Here is a 16,559-nt window from a genome sequence, read left to right as displayed (position 1 = left end):
CGTCCCGCGGCGGTCACTGTCATCGACGCCTCCCGACTACGCGCGTACACCGTTCGATGTAGTTAAGGTAGCGGGGTGACCGCCGCGGACATGCTCAGCGCATCCGGACGATTCCGCATCGCGACCGGCCTCACCGAGGACGAGATCGCCGCGACCGAGGCCGAGTTCGGCTTCCGCTTCGCCGACGACCACCGGGCCTTCCTCGCCGGCGGCCTGCCCACCGGCCGCGGCTGGCCCGATTGGCGCGGCCCCGACCGCGAGGCCTTGCGCACGCTGCTCGCCGAGCCGGTCGAGGGTGTCCTCTTCGACGTGGCCGAGAACGATTTCTGGTACGAGGGATGGGGTCCCCGCCCGACGTCCGCCGGCGCGGCGCTGGCCACGGCCCGCGGCTACCTGATGACCGTGCCCCGCATGATCCCGCTCTACGCGCACCGCTTCCTGCCGGCCGCGACGACCGGCCACCCGGTGCTGTCGATCTACCAGACCGACGTGGTGCAGTACGGCAACGACATCTCCGACTGGCTCAACCGGGAGTTCGCGCTGGGCTCGCCAGCGGCCGTCGCGAAGCGACCGACCGTCCCCTTCTGGCGCGACCTGGTCTGAGGTGGACGGGAGGGCAGACACTCCAGGTGTCCGGCGCGCCGAGTTAGGGAGAGCCCGATGTCGCTGCCGCCCATCCCCCCTCGAAACGCCTTGGCAAGTCTGCTCAGCGGTGCCGCGAAGTTCATCTTCGCCCTCGCCGGGCTGGGTTTGATAGCCGGGGCGATCTTGGTCTCGCCCGCGGTCCTGCGGTTCGTCCAGAATGACGAGTCGGACTGGCACGAGCTCGGTGATATCGGCCAGGCATATGGCCCGGTGTCGGCACTGCTCGCGGCGCTCGCCCTCTGCGTCGCCGTCCTCGTGCAACACCGTCAGCTACGGCAGGAGCACATCCTGCGGGCCCGCGAGATGCACTCGGAAGCGCTGCGGCGAGCCATGGATAATCCGGCATATTGCCAGTGCTGGGGGCCGCGGGTATCGCCGGAAACGATAGACGAGCGGCTCTTCTATCAGACCAGCTCGATCATCACGTCGTGGATGTACTCCTGGCATTGCGGCGACCTGAGTGACAATGCGGTTCGCTCGTATGTGCGCGCGATGGCCGGCAGCGAGGTCCCGCGAGCGTACTGGCGGATGCACGGCGCCTGGCGCCTGCAGGCCGCCCGCGGGTGGCGGGCCCGGTTCTACCGCATAGTTGACACCGAGTTCCGGCTGGCCGAGGCCGCCGGTGCGCCCGAGCGCGCCGCGGAGCTGTTCCGCGACGAGCCGGGTGTCGCACCGGCGACCGGCGGGCGGAGCCGCGCTCGACGACTACGTCATCATCGGGCCGCCGAGCGGGTGCGGGCCGTGAAGTCGCGCCATTGACACAGGCCGAACGTCAACACGACGGCCGGGTTCTTGGAATCGCGCATCATGACCACGTCGCCTGCCCGGGCGACCTCGACACAATGATTTTCGCCGACGCATCGGCTGCTCCGCTGCCAACGGAGGTCGCCGTCGAACGGGTCGGGCATGGCGGTTCACCTCTTTCCGGGCACGAGAAAGGGCGGCGTCCGGAACTTGATTCCGGACGCCGCCCCAGGGAATGAAGCAGCTAACTCATGAATTCGCCGGGCGGGGAGTCGGTAAGGGCCCGGGAGCGCTGATCCGCGGATCGGCTACCGACGCTTCGGCGGGGATGACCGCCCGGTCGGACGACGGTGACATCGGCTTGAGAGCCGTGGCCGCCGGAACCGACATTACCCGCCCCTGATCGGTTCTTCCACCGATTACCGAACAATTACTGGATTGATCCTGCGGATCGGCATAGACGGCGAGGCTCGACCATTTTCCGGCCATTACCTTCACCTCCTGCAGCTCGCCCGGGCGGAGGGCGACCGATGCGGTGCTGGGCGGACCGTGCGAGGACGTTCCGACGATTCGCCACATGCACGGCTGCTTTCCCCGGGCCGAATGCAGGGTCACCACGTAATGGTCCGCATCGGCCGGGGGCACGAGCTCGGCACGAAACTCGGCCGCGCCGGGCAAAGTGGACGACTTCGCCGGCGATTGCCCGCTCGGGCCGGGCCGCAGCCGGACGTTGACGGCTCCCAAGAACCGGATCTCCTCGCCGGTGGCGGTTGGTGCTGGTCGCGGCGCGAGTGCTTCGAGGCCGGCGAGCGGGACCCGGACCAGCAGGCCAAGGGCCAGGCTGAGCAGGCAGGCCAGGACCAAGGGCGTATGCATGACCGCTTGCCGGCCGCGTTGGCAGGCGGCACGCATCAGGTAGAGGCGAGAGGCCGGGGCGCTCGGGCCCGAGGATGCCTCGGGCCCGAGCGGAACATCGGCGCAACGGGCGATGTCGCTGCCTCGCGTCATGCGCAACGTGAGCAGGTCGGTCTCGGCCTCGGCCAGCTCGCATCGCGCGGCGACGCGAAGGCAGTCGCGCGCGACATCCCGCTCGCCCTCGGCCCAGAGGCGATGAGCGATGCGGTGCAGACCCAGGCCGGCCTCGATGTGCAACAGCCGGAACCGGCCCTCGCGCGCCGCGCTCCGGACGTCGTCACCGAAGACAAGACGTCTTGATTTTAGTTGCACTGTTCGGTTCCCCCTTTTTCGGATTTTCCGTCGAGTTCCGCACGATTTCCTTGCGGGCCGACTGGTGCAGGCGTTTGACCTTGCGAATGCTGAGATTCAGGATCGCGGCCGTCTGGCGGCTGTTGAACCGGTCGTTCTCGCGCAACAGATAGACCCATTGCTTGACCGGCGCCAGTTTCTTGAGCAACAGGTCCACGTTCGGGCAGTCGCCGTCGTGCAGCTCGTGCAGATGCCGCAGTGCCTCTTCGCGCTTCACCGGGTCGACGTAGTGCTCACGCCAAAGCGGAATCACCAGCTCCCGGGTGTCGATGATCCAGGCCGTGATCTCGTCCCGGCGGTGGCCCGCGTCCGCCGGCGGCACATACTCGATCGCACGCCCGAGGGCGAACCGGTCGGGCTGTTCACCCGGCGGCATGCGTGGTGTCAGATCCCGGCGGATGGCGCAGTACATGTTCACCTGCTCGATGGGCAGGTCTCGCTCCAAAGACGACTCTCGCAAGGTGGTTTCCTCGTATGTGGTGTGGCGCCGGAAAAGGGAAAGAAAAAACCCGGCACAGGGGGCCGGGTGGAAACTTTGTGGGTGACGTACCGCTGGCGGTAGACAGGTACGGCTCATCGCGAGAAGTGCGCTTGCTCACCGGGGTCGCGACGACGCTTCGGTGGCCAGGCAGGTCGGGCGTTGCCTGTCAGCGACTGGGCGAACTTACCATACCCGAAATTTACGGACAGTTCCGCGCATACTTACGAACGCCAGTCATGCCTTCAACGAGTCGCCGACCGGTGGGGTTACGCGAGGGTCTAGCTTTCGGCGCGCTTGGCGCGGGCCCGGCGCTTGCCCTCGTGCATGGCCTGCACGCGAGCGACCGGGATCGTGTGGCCCTCCTCGATCAGGCCGCGGTCCAGCGGCTGCGGCGCCGGCATCGAGCCGGCCCACGGGTCGCCGTCCCCGAGCAGGGCGGGGGCGGTGTGGATGGTGAAGTCGGCCGGCGTGACGTCGTCGAGGTCGTCCCACCCGATCGGGAACGAGACGCGCACGCCCTCGCGGATGCGCGGGCTGTAGGCGGCGACGACGGTGGCGCCCCCGGACCGGGTCGCGTCGAGGAAGACCTTGCCGTGCCGATCCTCACGGATGAAGGCCGTGGTCGCCAGCTCGGGGTCGAGCTTCTCCGCGCGTACCGCCAACGCCCTGGTCGCGGCCGCGACCTCCTCGGCCTCGGCGGTGCCGTCGAGGGGAACGAAGATGTGTACGCCCTTGGAACCGCTGGTCTTCACCGCGCCGGCCATGCCGATGTCGTCGAGCACCCGGTGCACCAGCTTGGCCGCCTTCGCGACGGCATCGAAGCCGGCGCCCTCGGGCGGGTCCAAATCCATGATCATGTGGGTCGGGTGGTGGTCGCCCGCGAGCATCAGCGCCGGGTGGTACTCGATCGCCCGCTGGTTGCCGAACCAGAGCAGCGTCCGCCGGTCGTTGCACAGGCCGTAGGTGACCTTGCGGTGCGAGGCCTCCGCCCACACCTCGGTGCGCGGCACCCAGTCGGGTGTGTATTTGGGCAGGTTCTTCTGCATGAACTGCTCCTGGCCGCGGAGCAGACGGATGACCGACAGCGGCCGGTTCGCCAGCACGGGCAGGATGCGCCCGTGGACCGCGTCGAGGTAGTCGATCAGGTCGCGCTTGGTTGCCCCGGCGCCCTCGAAGAGCTCCTGATCGAGGTTGGTCAGCGCGACCCCGTCCCGTTCCTCACCCTTTTCCGCCACGGACCCATCCTGCCCTACGGACCGGACTTGTCCGGCCCCCGCGCCGGGTAGGAGGCTGCCGTGATGACGAACGCGGGGGAGCTGGAGCCGTCGCTCCGGAGCTGGGTCGACGAGGTCGCACTGCCGGGCCGCAAGGTGGTCGCGGCGCGGGAGCTGACCGGGGGGTACAGCAACCACAACATCCTGATCACCACTGCCGAGGGCGACTCGTACGTCCTGCGCCGTTACCTCGGCAGCAACAAGAGCGCGGTCGAGGCCGCCCTGATGCGGCGGCTGGCGGGTGTCGTCCCGGTCCCGGTGGTGGTGGCCGCCGGCGACGTGATGCTGTACGAGTTCGTGCCCGGCTATCCGGTCGGCGAGCTGATGTCCTCGCTGGACGAGGTCGGGGTCGCCGAGCTGGGCCGGTCGGTGGGCGAGACGCTGGCCGCGATCGGCTCGGTCGAGTTCGAGGCGCCCGGATTCTTCGCCGATGAGACCCTGACGCCGGGGCCGCCCGCCGCCGAGCCGACCGCCGGTCTCGACCAGTTCGTGGCGCGCTGCCTCGAGGAGGGCAACGCGGCCGGCCACCTGAGCCACGACGAGCAGCGGGCCCTGCTGCGCTTCGCCGGGTCGGTGACGCCGGCGCTCGGGGTGCTGGCCGGCAGCCGGCGGCTCGTGCACGCCGACTACAACCCGAAGAACCTGCTCGCCGCCCGGCGCGACGACCGCTGGCAGGTGGTGGCCGCGCTCGACTGGGAGTTCGCGTTCAGCAGCGCGCCGCTCTTCGACGTCGGCAACATGCTGCGCGACCCGCGTCCGGCCGGCTTCGAGGAAGCGTTCCTGGCCGGTTTCCGCGCGGGCGGCGGCGACCTGCCCGACGACTGGCGGCGCCTGAGCCGGGCGCTCGATCTCTACTCGCTGGCCGACTTCCTGACCCGCCCGGCCGGCCACCGCTACTTCGCCAAGTCGATCGAGCGCATCCGGGCCCTCCTGCGCGAGCCGGCCTAGCACCATGGACCCGATGTCCCGCGTCGCGGCGGCCTTCCAGCTGGGTGAGGTCGTCGACTGTCGTCCCGTGACGACCGGCGTCATGAACCAGAGCTGGCGACTGAGGACCACCATCGGCACGTACGCGATAAAGCAGCTCCGTGATCGCCCGGTGGCCGACGTGCGCGCGGCGCAGGCCCTGATGCCCCCGCTCGCCGCCCGCGGGTTTCCGGTCGCCGAGGGTTCGGTCGCGCGCGTGGATTCCGATTGGTACGCCGCTCATGCCTGGCTTCCGGGATCGCACTTCCGTGGCTCGTCGTTCTCCCTGGAGGCCTGTGCCCGCTTCGGGGAGATGATCGGCCGCCTGCACCGGGAGCTCGGTTCGCTCTGCTCACCGCCGCCGGCCGCCGTGCCCGACTCTCCGCCGGCCGACGCACGCCTTGCGCTGGAGAAGTACGCCACCATCGCGCCCGTCGACGACTTCGATCGGCTCGCCCGGCGGGAGATCGCCTGGCGGCGCGAGCTGCTGCTGGAGCACGCCGCCGGGCGGCCGCCCGACCGCGAGATCGCCCCCGGCGGCTGGACCCACGGCGACCTGCAGCCGTTCAACCTGCTGACCGTCGGCGACCGCATCACCGGCATCCTCGACTGGGACCGGCTCGGCGTCCGCCCGTACGGGCTGGAGGTGGTCCGCACCGCCACCATCTGCTTCAGCACCGGTGACCAAACCGGCCTCGACCTCGGCCGGGCCGCCGCGTTCGCCCAGGGTTACCGCCGCCGGATCCCGCTGACCGACGCGGAGCTCGCGGACGCCGCCGACCGTCGCTGGTGGACGCTGCTGACCGAGACGTGGCCGCTGCGGCGCCACTACGACGAGGGCGACCGCAGCTGCGACCACCTCTTCACCCGGCGCGGTGCCTTCCTGCGCTGGTGGACCGCCCACCGCGCCGAGGTGGTGGCCGCGCTCACCACCCCGGGCTGACCGAGTGGCGCAACCGCGGCCCATCGACCGCCGTGCTTTCCTCACTCCGGTCGAGCGCATCCCGTCGGCATGATCATCCGGGGTAGGGTGCCCGCGTGCCGATTCCCGCTTCCTTCGCGCGCCGTCTCGCGCGGCTGCCACGCTGGCTGATGTACGCGTTGCCGGTCGTGATCGGGCTGGCCGCCGGTCTCGGTTACGGCCGGTTCGCGGACGATCCGCACACGGCGACCGTCGAGCGGCTCGCCGGCACGGTGACCTGGTCCAACGCCGAAACCCGGCTGATCGCCTTCGAGGCCGACGGCGAGGTGCGCGACCCGTTGGCCGGCGACACGACCTATCAGGTCACCGGCCAGTGGGAGGATGCCGCCGGCACTCTTCACGGCGAAGGGTTTCCGCACTGTCTCGCCGGCACCGAGGCGGACCCGGTCAGCATGGAACGTCGCCGGATCGAGCTCGATGCCGTTCACGTCGATTACGGCGGCCCCCAGCGCACGAACATCGCCACCTTCGTCCGCTGCGCCGGCTGACCGGGGCCGGCGTCAGAGGCGGGTGATGTAGGCCGCCGGGAGGACCATCAACAGGGTGAGCACCACGTAAGCGCCGCCGAGGCCGAAACGGCGGTTCTTGGTGGCGATCACGGCGGCCACGAACGGGCCGAGCAGCGTGACGAAGGCGGTCAGGTCGAAGACGCTCTCCGGATGGCGGGGACTGCTCACGCCGTACACCAGAAGCAGGGGAACCGCGACCAACCAGGCAAGAGTGACCGCCACCAGCTTGAGATGCAGGTGCGTGCGCCGGGCGGGCTCGGCCGGGTCCTTCTGCCGGGCGAAGGCCATGCGTGCGCTGAAGCCGTCGGCCGGCCGGTCCTCGGTGGTCACGTGGACAACCCTATTGTTCGGGCCCGGCGGACGCCTCATCCGGAGCGGACAATTCACCCTTCCCCGGCACGTCGTTGCCGACGTGCCGGGGAATCGATATCAGCTCTTGACCGAGCCGGCCATCAGGCCGCCGATGAACCAGCGACCGAGCAGCACGTAGACGATCAGCGTGGGCAGCGACGTGATCAGCGCGCCCGCCATCGAGGCCGCGTAGTCCGGCGACTGCGCGCCGGCCAGGGCGTTGAGCGCGATCGTGATCGGCCCATTGCGGGTGTTCGACAGGAAGATCGCGAACAGGTAGTCGTTCCACGCCGACGTGAACTGCCAGATGATCGTGACCACGAAGCCGGGGATCGAGATCGGCAGGATGATCCAGGCGAACGTCCGCAGCAGCCCGGCGCCGTCGACGCGGGCCGCCTCCACGAGTTCCTCGGGGACCGTGGTGGCGTAGTAGTTGCGGAAGATCAGCGTGCAGATCGGGATGCCGTAGATGCAGTGCACGAAGACCAGGGTCGGGATGCCGGGCGGGATGCCGATCGTGGTGACGATCTCCCGCAGCGGGATCATGACCGCCTGGTACGGGATGAACATGCCGAACAGGATCAGCGTGAAGACGACGTCGGCGCCCGGGAAGCGCCAGCGCGACAGCACGAAGCCGTTGGCCGCGCCGATCACCGACGAGATCACCGCGACCGGGACGGCCAGCTGGAACGTGCGGAAGAACGATGGCTTCAGCGACGTCCACGCCTTCGCCCAGGACGAGGTCGTCCAGTGCTCGGGCAGGTTCCACTGGCTGGTGACGCCGATGTCGGAGCCGGACTTGAAGCTGGTCACGATCAGCACGTACAGCGGCATCAGCACCAGGATCAGGAAGAGGATCGCCAGCGCGTACTTGACGATCGCGCCCGGGCCGGACGAGCGGCGCGGCCTGCGCCGGGGCGCCAGCGTCTCGACCGGAGCGGGCGGTGCGGCAACCGTGGTCATGAGTTCTTCTCCGCCCGGTTCGTGTAGATCAGGTAGGGGACGATGACGACGGCGACCAGCAGCAGCAGGACGATCGAGATCGCCGCCGCCTTCGCGTAGTCGCTGGTCAGCAACGTCTGCCAGACGTAGACGGCGGGTACCTCGGTGAGCCACTGCGGGCCGGAGACGCTCATGATCAGGTCGAACATCTTCATCGACATGTGCCCGAGGATGATCAGGGCGGAGAGCGCGACCGGCGTCAGCTGCGGGAAGATCACGTTCCGGTACAGCCGGTAGGTGCTCGCGCCGTCCACGGCCGCGGCCTCGCGGAGCTCCTGCGGTATGCCCCGGAACCCGGCCAGGAACAACGCCATCACGTACCCGGAAAGCTGCCAGATGGCCGGCATCGCCATCGCCGCCATGCCCCAGTTCGGGTTGGTCCACCATTTGTTCTGCAGGAAGTCCAGGTGCAGCGCCGCGAAGAGGGCGTTGATGCCGCCGGCCCCGTCGCCGATCACCGGGTTCATCAGCCAGCGCCACACCACGCCGGAGGCGACGAAGCTGACCGCCATCGGGAAGAGGTAGACCGTACGGAAGAAGCCCTCGGCCCGGATGCCCCGCTCGAGCAGGAACGCCCATAGCAGGCCGAAGAACATGGCGCCGACCAGGAACACCACCGTGAAGATGAGCAGGTTCTTCAGCGAGTGGGTGAACCGGTCCTGGATGTCGTTGGTGAACAGGTTCTTGTAGTTCTCGAGCCCGACGAAGCCCTTCGACTCCAGCGCGGTGTGCTGGTCGGAGACGGAAACCTTCGTGGTCCAGGCGATCAGGCCGTAGACGAAGACGGCCAGCAGAATGAGCGAGGGGGAGAGCAGCAGCAGGCCCGGTCCCCAGTGCCGGAGTCGGCGCATCAGGGCTCCTTACGCGAACGCGCGAACGCACCTCGGGCGGGACGGCGCTGGCCGTCCCGCCCGGGCTTGCAGATTTACCTACTTGGCGAACTGCGAGGCGGCGGTGGCCATCGCCTTCTGCAGACCGGCCACGTCCTGGTTGGTGGAGAAAGCGCCCAGCGCCGAGTTGGCCGCGCCCTGGAAGCCCTGCGAGCAGGCCGAGCCGTGGGCGCAGGACGGCGCCTGCTTGAAGGTCTTCCAGTCGGCCATGGCGGCCTGCTGGTACTTCGGGTAGTCGGCCGGGGCGGCGTCGGTACGGGCCGGGATCGAGCCCTTCTTGGTGTTGAACGCCTTCTGGCCGTCGGCCGAGCCGACCGTCTTCAGCCAGCACTTGGTGCCGTCGACGTTCTTGGCGCCCTTGGGCAGCACGAACGAGTCGGCGAGCCACTGGAAGGTCTGGCCGTTGCCCGGGAAGGTGAACCAGCCGTAGTCCTTGAAGCCCTTGGCGTCGAGGTCGGCGGCCTCCCAGTCACCCATCAGCTGGTAGGCGGCCTTGCCGTCCATGACCAGCTTCTCCGCGTCGGTCCAGTCGAGGGCGTCGCGGTCGGTGTTGGTGTAGGTGAGCAGCGTCTTGAAGTCGTTGATGCCCTTCGTGACGTCCGCGCCGTTCCAGTCGGTCGAGCCGTTCCACAGGCCGGTGAACTTGTCCGCGCCGAGGTCGGTGATGAGCACCGACTCGAGCAGCATCAGCATCGTCCAGTCCTTGCCGACGGCCAGCGGGGTCTTGATGCCCTTGGCCTTGACCTTGTCGAGGTCGGCGATGAAGCCGGCCATGTCGGTCGGGTCGGAGGTGATGCCGGCGTCGGACAGGACCTTCTTGTTGGTCCAGACCACGTTGGCCCGGTGGATGTTCGCCGGCACCGAGTAGATCTTGCCGCCGACGGTCAGGTTGTCGATCAGGCCCTGCGGGAACGCGCTCTTCAGGCCCCAGGTGTCGTAGTCGGCGCTGATGTCCTCGATCTGGCCGGCGTTGATGTAGTCCTTGAGCTCGGCGCCGGCGTGCGCCTGGAACGTGTCCGGCGGGTCGCTCTGCTGGAGCCGGGAGGCGAGCACGTTCTTGGCGTTCGCGCCCGCGCCGCCGGCGACGGCGCCGTTGACGAACTCCTGGCCGGCACAGTCCTTGCCGAACTGCGCGACGAGGCCGTCGAGACCGGCCTTCTCGCCGCCGTCGGCCCACCACGTGAAGACTTCCACCTTCTTGGAGCCGGAGCCTCCGCCGTTGCTGTCGTCGCTCGACCCGCAGGCCGTGGCCGTCAGCAGCGCGGCGACACCGACAACCGCTACAGCGGCCCGCCGAGTGAAACCCATAAGCCATCTCCCCATTCAGAGATTGACATCGTTGTCAAGTACGTCGGGGAGTACCGTGCCGCCTGAACCGCACAAGTGTCAACGGCTGTTTCCGTGTCGTTACGTGTGGACCTTTGTGGATCAGTGTGGTGAACGTTCACCACTACCGCGAGCGATCACGGAAGTCGAAATCACGATGGTTCGCGCCGGGCCAGTATGGCCGCTGATCCGCTCGTAGGCGAGCCGTGCCGCCTCGCGCCCGATGGCCGTCATGTCGTGCGCGACCACCGTTATGCCGAGCACGTCGGCCAGGTCGAAGTCGTCGAAACCGACCAGGGCGGGCGGTGTTCGCCGGTCACGCAGGGCGCGCAGGGCACCAGTGGTGAGCCGGTTGTTGGTGGTGAAGATCGCGGTCGGCGCCGGGTCGAGGGCGAGCAGTTCCCGGACCGTACGCTCGGCGTGGCGCACGTCGTGCACATCCGTCCGGAGATAGGGCTCCCACTCCCTGTTGCCGGCCGCCCGCATCGCGCTCACGAAGCCGTCGATCCGGCCCCGCTGCGGCGCCATCCGGGCCAGGTCGGCGACCAGCGCGATCCGCCGGTGCCCGTGCGCCAGCAGGTGCGCGCCGGCCGACCGGGCGCCGCCCACGTTGTCGATCAGCACGGCGTCGGCGGCCAGGTCGTCCGGCGGGCGGTCGAGGAAGACGAACGGGACGCCCCGGTTGCCCTCGATCGAGAGATACTCGTGGTCGTCGCCGCTCGGGATGATCAGCAACGCCCGCACCCGCCGCTCGAGGAACGCGTCGATCTGGCTGCGCTCGAGCTCGGCGTCCTCGTCGTTGTTGGCCGTGATCAGCAGCAGGCCGTGCTGGCGCAGCTCGCGCTCGATGCCGCTGGCCACCGCGGAGTAGAACGGGTTGGCCAGGTCGCCGCTGACCAGCCCGACCAGCGCGCTGGTGGCCCCGCGGCGCAGCTCACGGGCGATGCCGTTGAGCCGGTAGCCGAGCGAGTCGGCGGCGTCGCGCACCCGGCGCCCGGTCGACGGTGCCACGTTGGGCTCGCGGTTGAGGGCGCGCGATGCTGTCTTGAGGCTGACCCCGGCGAGGGCGGCCACCTCCGTCAGCGTCGGCCGGCGAACGGTTCCATCGTCGGCGGGCATGGCGCTCCGGAGGCTCGGGCGGGCGGTCGGTCGACTCAGATTATGACATCGATGTCGTCCCCGCCTATCAGGCAAGTCGCGCCACTATCTCGGCGGGTGACAGGTCGGTCACCTCTTCCGGGTAGCCCTCGGCCAGCCGGGTGCGGGCGATCTCGGCGTAGACCTCGGCGATGCTGGTGAACAGCTCCGGGGTGAGCCCGGCGGCCTCCTGGGTGGCGGCCACCTCGCGCATCTCGGCGACAAAACGATGCGCCTTCGGCGCCGATCGCGCAACACCGGCGACCTGGGCGAGACGGTTGCGATCCAGATCCCGTACGACGTGAGCCAGCACCCCGTTGGCTTCCGCCGTCCGCAGAGCCTGTGTGATCAGCGCGGTCAGCCCCTTGTACACGCTCCCGGTGCACATCTTCACGGCGCTCGCCGACCCGATGGCCGCACCCACGACGACGGTCTCGACGCTCGCCGCCCATGGCAACGCGGCGACCAGCCCGGCGTCGGCCCCGGCCAGATAGATGGTGGTCTGGCCGCCCGGCGCCGGCGGCGGTCCACTGATCGCGCCGTCGACGACCCGCCGGCCGGCCAGGTCGTCCGCGATGGCGGCCATCGTCGTGGGGGAGACCGCGTTGAGGTCGGCCACCACCGTGTTCGAATCTGTTGATTTCGCAAGCAAGCGCGCGGCCGCCCGCGCCTGCCCCGGCGGCGTCACCGAGAGCACGACGTCGGCCGCCTCGGTCACCGCCCGCAGCGTCGGCAGGACCTCGAGCCCGGCCGCGCCCGCCAGCCGGGCCGTGCGCTCGGAGCGGCCCTCGAGGGTGGTGACGACGCGGACGCCGTTGAGGGCGGCGCCGAGCGCCGCCCCCATCTGCCCCGCACTGACGATTCCGACGATCGGCATGGCCCGACAGTACGTCGGGCGTCCGCTCACACCTCGGTGGTCAGCTCGTAGATCTCGGTCGTCGGGTGGCCGGCGCGCTCGTGGATGCGCAGCACGGCCTCCTTGCTCGGTCCGGTGCTCAGGCAGAACACCTTGCCCGCCTCCGGGTCGAGCCAGGCGCGCTCGAAGGTCACGCCCTCCTCACCCTCGATCTTCTGGTCGGCCTGGTGTGCCTCCAGCAGCTGCTCCGGCGTGACGCCGTGGAACCCGCTGTGCACGTCCATGAACTGAGCCACGACTGTGCCCCTCCTCGGTCGCGATGGTGCTGACATGCGAAGACTGCCCGGCGGGGCGCAGTCGGACATCGGTCATTGCACCTAGGAAGGCCCGGTCGGGTGACCTAAAGTCGCGGGCGTGGACAGCGCGCTGAGCAGTCCGGTGCTGGTCGGGCGGGACGATCTGGTCGCCCTGGCCGAGCGCCGTCTGGCCGCGGCCGCCGACGGGCGCGGCGAGCTGCTGTTCCTGGCCGGCGAGGCCGGGATCGGCAAGACCCGGCTGCTCGCCGAGATCCTGCGCCGGGCCACCGGGTTCACCGTGATCACCGCGGGCGCGTCCCCCGGCGACTCCGAAGTGGCCGGTGGGATGCTCGCCGACCTCGGGGTGGAGCTGCGCCGGTGCGCGGCGGTCGCGGAGGTCGGTGCCCGGGTCGCTTCCCGGCTGCGCGAGCTCGCCGACGGGGACGCCGACCGGCAGCGCCGCCTGCTGGTGGCCGACCTGACCGAGATGATCTCGCGGGCCGCGTCCGGGCCGCTGCTGGTGGCGCTGGAGGACCTGCACTGGGCCGACGAGCTGACACTGGACGTGCTCGGGCGGCTGGGCCGGCGCGCGTCGTCGTTGCCGCTGCTGCTGGTCGGCACGTACCGCAGCGACGAGCTCTACCCGCGGGTGCCGATGCGGGCGTGGCGGACCAGGTTGCTGACGCAGCGGTACGCGGAGGAGGTCCGCCTGTCCCGGCTCTCGCGCGCCGACACGGCGGTCATGGCGTCGGCCATCGCCGGTGACGCGCTGCCCGGCGGCGTGACCGGGGCCGTCTTCGAGCGCAGCGACGGGATCCCGTTGCACGTCGAGGAGTTCCTGGCCGTCCGCGACCGGGTGCCGGACACGCTGGCCGACGCGGTCCTGGCCCGGGCTTCGCAGTTGTCGCCGTCGGCCCGGGAGCTGGCCGGGGTCGCTTCCGTGCTGGGGCGGTCCTTCGACCTGGACCTGCTGACGGCCATCACCGGGGAGGGGCCTGCCGCCGTTGACTCCGGCCTCCGGGAGCTGAGCGAGCGGTTCTTCGTCCAGATAAACCCGGACAACTCGTCATTCGACTTTCGGCATGCGTTGATCCGCGATGCGCTCTATGCCGATCTACTGCCGCACCGGCGCCGGGAGCTGCACGCGGCCGCGGCGGCCGCGGCGGTGGAAGCCGGCTTTCCGGCGGCCTTCGTCAGCGGCCAGTTCGAGCGGGCGGCACTGCCCGTGCCCGCTCATCGGTACGCCATGACGGCGGCGGCCGAGGCGATTGCGATGTCGGCCCATCGGGAGGCGGTCGAGCTTCTCCGGCGTGGGCAACGGACCCAGCCATCCGACCTTTCCGATTTGTCGGCCGCGGAGCTGTTGACCTCCCTCGCCGGGGAGCTGGCCGCCGTCGACGACAACGAGGCGGCGGCCTCCTGCTACGAGGAGGCGTACCGGCTGCGGCTCCGGCTCGGCGACCCGCTCGCGGCGGCCGCCCTGGTGCCGGCCTGGGTCGCCGTGCGGCATCTGCTGGGGGCGAGCCTCGACGAGCGGGCGGCGGCCCTGCGCGGCGCGCTGCCGCTCATCGCGTTCCGCACCGACGACCAGGCCCAGGAGGTGCGCGCCGACATCCACGCGGCGCTGGCGGCGGCGTACATGCTGGATCGCCGTCTGGCCGAGGCGATCGAGGACGGTGAGCTGGCCCGCTCGATCGCGGTCGAGGACTGCGACCGCGCGATGCGCTGCAACCTCGACGCCACGCTCGGCTCGGTCTTCCTCTTCGCCGGCCGGCACGACGAGGGGGTCGCGCTGCTCGAGGGCTCGATCGAGCGGGCCAAGGCGTGGCGGTTCGAGGGCCAGACCGCGCGCGGCTACCGGATGCTCGGCTCGAGCGCGTCGGTGCTGGTGGAGTACGACCTGGCGATGCGGTGGCTGCCCGAGGGCATCGCGTACGCCGAACGGGTCGAGCAGTTCAACGACCGGCACTATCTGACCGCCCACCTCGGCCACGTGCTGTGGGCGACCGGCGACTGGCCGGCGGCGGAGGCGGCGGCCCGGCAGGCGCTGGCCGACGGTGGCGGCATCACGACCCGGATCACGGCGCTGCACGTGCTCGGTTACGTCGCGATGGGCCGCGGCGCGCCGGCGAGCGCGGTGGAGCATCTGGACGAGGCGGCGTCGCTCGGCGCCGGCATGCGGGAGCTGCAGCGCATGTCGCCGGCCTGGTGGGGGCTGGCCGAGGTGGCCCTGCTCGGCGGCGACCTCGACACGGCGATCGCGCGGTGCGAGGAGGGATATGCGGCGTCGGCCCGGGTGCGTGATGCGGCCTATCTGTTCCCGTACGTCGTGACGGGCGTCCGCGCTCATCTGGCGCGTACCGGGGGCACGGCCGCCCGCGAATGGCTCGGACGCGCCGGCGACCTGCTCGAGGAGCGGGGGATTCCCGGGACGCTGGGCGCCCTGTCCCACGCTCGCGGGCTCATCCACCTCCACGAGGGGCAGACCGGCAAGGCACGGGCCGAGCTGGCCGCGGCTGACTCGTTCTGGCGCTCGCGGCGGCGGTTCTGGGAGGGCGCGGCCGTGCTGGTGGACCAGGCCCGGTGCGCGGCACGCAGCCGGCGCCCGGCCGAGGCGGCGGCGTTCTGCGGATCGGCCCGCGACGCGTACGCCGGAGTCGGCGCGCGCATTCCCGAGCACCTCGGGCCGCCGGGCGTGGACGCTCTTCCGTCCGTACCCAAGCCGGATCTTTCGTCTTTTCCCTCGTTGTCGTCGCGGGAGGTCGAGGTGGCTCGTCTCGTCGCGGCCGGGATGACCAACCGGCAGATCGCCGCCGAACTGACCATTGCGCCGAAGACGGCGGCCGCGCACGTCGAGCACATCCGCACCAAGCTGGGCGTTTCCCGGCGCGCGCAGATCGCCGCGTGGATGGCCGCGCGCGGCTGATCCGGCGCGCTCATTCGATCGGGGTACGTCAAACGGGCCATAGCTGCCGATCGATCAAGTTGGCCACAATCGGAACCATGACCGCGCCCGGCAACTCCGCTCTGCTCTTCACCCTGATGGCCGTCTTCGTCGCCTGCTGCGGCTACGCCGCCGGCCGGATGCACCAGAGGTATCAGATGGAGCAGGATCGCGAGGAGGCGTACCGGGACGGCTACGACACCGCCACCAGAAGCATCTTCAGCCTGGCCGCCCGCCTGATCGCCCCGCGCCGCGGCGTGCGCGGCTCGGCCCCGGTCCAGCCCGTCCTGGACGGCGCCCTGGTCGCCGAGCGATCGGTCTTGTCCGCTTCCCCTTCGTCCTCCCCCTCGTCTTCGTCGCCCTCCCCTTTCTCGCCGTCCTTGTCGCCCGCAGAGCCCACCGTGCCGGTTGCGGCCGCGCTCCCCGGCTCGGCGGACCTCCCGTCGTCCACAGCTCCGAACCTTCCCCCGGCGCTGTTGCGACGTTCCGCCGCCCCCGGCTCTTCTCCCGCCGCCCCCTCCTCTCCCTCGTCTCCGCCCGCCCCGGAACCCGCCGCGTCCATGGGGTTTCCCGTGCCGCCCCCGCCCTCCTCGCACATCGTCGGCGAGCCGCCGGCGGTCGGCGGCCTCACCTACCGGACCTTTCCGGATCCGCGCCCACCGGCCGATGCCGAGCCCCAGCCGTCCGCACCGGCGTCGAACGGTCGCCACACCGTGCCCGACGAGCTGGTGCAGGCCGCGACCTACCGGCTGCCGCCCGACCGGGTGTTCCGCGCCAAGATCCCGGACGCCGACGGCCCCGGCCTGCCCGAGGAACCCACCACGCGCCTCTCCGTGCCGAAGCCCCGCCAGTCCTGACCTTTTCCCGCCCTTTGCTCTGCTCGCCGGGCG

General features: G+C 70.4%; 18 protein-coding genes. 7 read left to right on the top strand and 11 right to left on the bottom strand.

The features are described 5' to 3' along the window. The first annotated feature begins 75 nt into the window (after positions 1–75). Entirely contained in the window at positions 76–603 is a 528-nt protein-coding gene (locus ACQP2F_RS37260; protein ID WP_433295990.1) for a hypothetical protein, read from the top strand. 57 nt (positions 604–660) lie between these two features. After that, complete coding sequence (locus ACQP2F_RS37255; protein WP_433295988.1) at positions 661–1,404, top strand: DUF6082 family protein; 744 nt, start codon at positions 661–663, stop codon at positions 1,402–1,404. Here ACQP2F_RS37255 and ACQP2F_RS37250 read toward each other — a convergent pair. From ACQP2F_RS37250 to ACQP2F_RS37235, 4 genes are all read right to left on the bottom strand, one after another. Further along, entirely contained in the window at positions 1,359–1,553 is a 195-nt protein-coding gene (locus ACQP2F_RS37250) for a DUF397 domain-containing protein (protein ID WP_433295986.1), read from the bottom strand. The genes ACQP2F_RS37255 and ACQP2F_RS37250 overlap by 46 nt on opposite strands. An 85-nt stretch (positions 1,554–1,638) precedes the next feature. Then, entirely contained in the window at positions 1,639–2,616 is a 978-nt protein-coding gene (locus ACQP2F_RS37245) for a hypothetical protein (protein WP_433295984.1), read from the bottom strand. After that, positions 2,582–3,100, bottom strand: a complete 519-nt coding sequence (locus tag ACQP2F_RS37240) for a sigma factor-like helix-turn-helix DNA-binding protein (RefSeq protein ID WP_433295982.1) — start codon at positions 3,098–3,100, stop codon at positions 2,582–2,584. The genes ACQP2F_RS37245 and ACQP2F_RS37240 overlap by 35 nt, the downstream gene beginning before the upstream one ends. Positions 3,101–3,414: 314 nt before the next feature. Next, complete coding sequence (locus ACQP2F_RS37235) at positions 3,415–4,371, bottom strand: DNA polymerase domain-containing protein (RefSeq protein ID WP_433295980.1); 957 nt, start codon at positions 4,369–4,371, stop codon at positions 3,415–3,417. A 63-nt stretch (positions 4,372–4,434) separates the two neighbouring features. Here ACQP2F_RS37235 and ACQP2F_RS37230 point away from each other — a divergent pair, with 63 nt between their 5' ends. The 3 genes from ACQP2F_RS37230 to ACQP2F_RS37220 all read left to right on the top strand — a co-directional run bounded on the left by ACQP2F_RS37230 (position 4,435) and on the right by ACQP2F_RS37220 (position 6,846). Continuing rightward, positions 4,435–5,358 carry a phosphotransferase family protein gene (locus ACQP2F_RS37230; RefSeq protein ID WP_433307741.1) on the top strand — a complete coding sequence of 308 codons (924 nt, stop codon included), beginning with the start codon at positions 4,435–4,437 and terminating at the stop codon, positions 5,356–5,358. Between the two features lie 13 nt (positions 5,359–5,371). Next, on the top strand, positions 5,372–6,319 hold the full coding sequence (locus ACQP2F_RS37225; RefSeq protein WP_433295978.1) for a phosphotransferase: 948 nt from the start codon (positions 5,372–5,374) through the stop codon (positions 6,317–6,319). Between the two features lie 95 nt (positions 6,320–6,414). After that, the gene (locus ACQP2F_RS37220) at positions 6,415–6,846 is read left to right on the top strand and encodes a hypothetical protein (RefSeq protein WP_433295976.1); all 432 of its coding nucleotides are present in this window, start codon (positions 6,415–6,417) and stop codon (positions 6,844–6,846) included. 12 nt (positions 6,847–6,858) lie between these two features. Here the strand turns inward: ACQP2F_RS37220 and ACQP2F_RS37215 are convergent, their stop codons facing one another. From ACQP2F_RS37215 to ACQP2F_RS37185, 7 genes are all read right to left on the bottom strand, one after another. Continuing rightward, positions 6,859–7,197 (bottom strand): hypothetical protein, encoded by a 339-nt coding sequence (locus ACQP2F_RS37215; RefSeq protein WP_433295974.1) that lies wholly within the window; start codon positions 7,195–7,197, stop codon positions 6,859–6,861. 99 nt (positions 7,198–7,296) lie between these two features. After that, complete coding sequence (locus ACQP2F_RS37210) at positions 7,297–8,181, bottom strand: carbohydrate ABC transporter permease (protein WP_433295972.1); 885 nt, start codon at positions 8,179–8,181, stop codon at positions 7,297–7,299. Then, a complete protein-coding gene (locus ACQP2F_RS37205) occupies positions 8,178–9,071 on the bottom strand; it encodes a carbohydrate ABC transporter permease (protein ID WP_433295970.1) in 894 nt (297 codons plus the stop codon). Before ACQP2F_RS37205 ends, ACQP2F_RS37210 begins: the two co-directional genes overlap by 4 nt. 78 nt (positions 9,072–9,149) lie before the next feature. Further along, entirely contained in the window at positions 9,150–10,418 is a 1,269-nt protein-coding gene (locus ACQP2F_RS37200; protein ID WP_433295968.1) for an ABC transporter substrate-binding protein, read from the bottom strand. Between the two features lie 120 nt (positions 10,419–10,538). Next, a complete protein-coding gene (locus ACQP2F_RS37195; RefSeq protein ID WP_433295966.1) occupies positions 10,539–11,555 on the bottom strand; it encodes a LacI family DNA-binding transcriptional regulator in 1,017 nt (338 codons plus the stop codon). A gap of 67 nt (positions 11,556–11,622) precedes the next feature. Further along, positions 11,623–12,450: a DUF1932 domain-containing protein gene (locus ACQP2F_RS37190; protein WP_433295964.1), complete on the bottom strand. Its 828-nt coding sequence runs from the start codon at positions 12,448–12,450 to the stop codon at positions 11,623–11,625. A gap of 26 nt (positions 12,451–12,476) precedes the next feature. After that, a complete protein-coding gene (locus ACQP2F_RS37185; RefSeq protein WP_433295962.1) occupies positions 12,477–12,725 on the bottom strand; it encodes an SCO4226 family nickel-binding protein in 249 nt (82 codons plus the stop codon). A gap of 118 nt (positions 12,726–12,843) precedes the next feature. Here ACQP2F_RS37185 and ACQP2F_RS37180 point away from each other — a divergent pair, with 118 nt between their 5' ends. Both ACQP2F_RS37180 and ACQP2F_RS37175 read left to right on the top strand, forming a co-directional pair. Continuing rightward, positions 12,844–15,651, top strand: coding sequence for an ATP-binding protein (locus ACQP2F_RS37180; protein WP_433295960.1), 2,808 nt, complete (start codon positions 12,844–12,846; stop codon positions 15,649–15,651). Positions 15,652–15,728: 77 nt separating this feature from the next. Further along, on the top strand, positions 15,729–16,526 hold the full coding sequence (locus tag ACQP2F_RS37175) for a hypothetical protein (protein WP_433295958.1): 798 nt from the start codon (positions 15,729–15,731) through the stop codon (positions 16,524–16,526). Positions 16,527–16,559 lie beyond the last annotated feature (33 nt).

It is taken from the genome of Actinoplanes sp. CA-030573 (assembly GCF_050951115.1).
GTDB lineage: Bacteria > Actinomycetota > Actinomycetes > Mycobacteriales > Micromonosporaceae > Actinoplanes.
This window is presented reverse-complemented; position numbering and strand designations above follow the sequence as displayed.

Coding starts and splice junctions, on each gene's coding strand:
- ACQP2F_RS37250 (WP_433295986.1), bottom strand. CDS start 1,553: ATGCCCGACCCGTTCGACGGCGACCTCCGTTGGCAGCGGAGCAGCCGA.
- ACQP2F_RS37195 (WP_433295966.1), bottom strand. CDS start 11,555: ATGCCCGCCGACGATGGAACCGTTCGCCGGCCGACGCTGACGGAGGTG.
- ACQP2F_RS37255 (WP_433295988.1), top strand. CDS start 661: ATGTCGCTGCCGCCCATCCCCCCTCGAAACGCCTTGGCAAGTCTGCTC.
- ACQP2F_RS37225 (WP_433295978.1), top strand. CDS start 5,372: ATGTCCCGCGTCGCGGCGGCCTTCCAGCTGGGTGAGGTCGTCGACTGT.
- ACQP2F_RS37190 (WP_433295964.1), bottom strand. CDS start 12,450: ATGCCGATCGTCGGAATCGTCAGTGCGGGGCAGATGGGGGCGGCGCTC.
- ACQP2F_RS37230 (WP_433307741.1), top strand. CDS start 4,435: ATGACGAACGCGGGGGAGCTGGAGCCGTCGCTCCGGAGCTGGGTCGAC.
- ACQP2F_RS37175 (WP_433295958.1), top strand. CDS start 15,729: ATGACCGCGCCCGGCAACTCCGCTCTGCTCTTCACCCTGATGGCCGTC.
- ACQP2F_RS37200 (WP_433295968.1), bottom strand. CDS start 10,418: ATGGGTTTCACTCGGCGGGCCGCTGTAGCGGTTGTCGGTGTCGCCGCG.
- ACQP2F_RS37210 (WP_433295972.1), bottom strand. CDS start 8,181: ATGACCACGGTTGCCGCACCGCCCGCTCCGGTCGAGACGCTGGCGCCC.
- ACQP2F_RS37205 (WP_433295970.1), bottom strand. CDS start 9,071: ATGCGCCGACTCCGGCACTGGGGACCGGGCCTGCTGCTGCTCTCCCCC.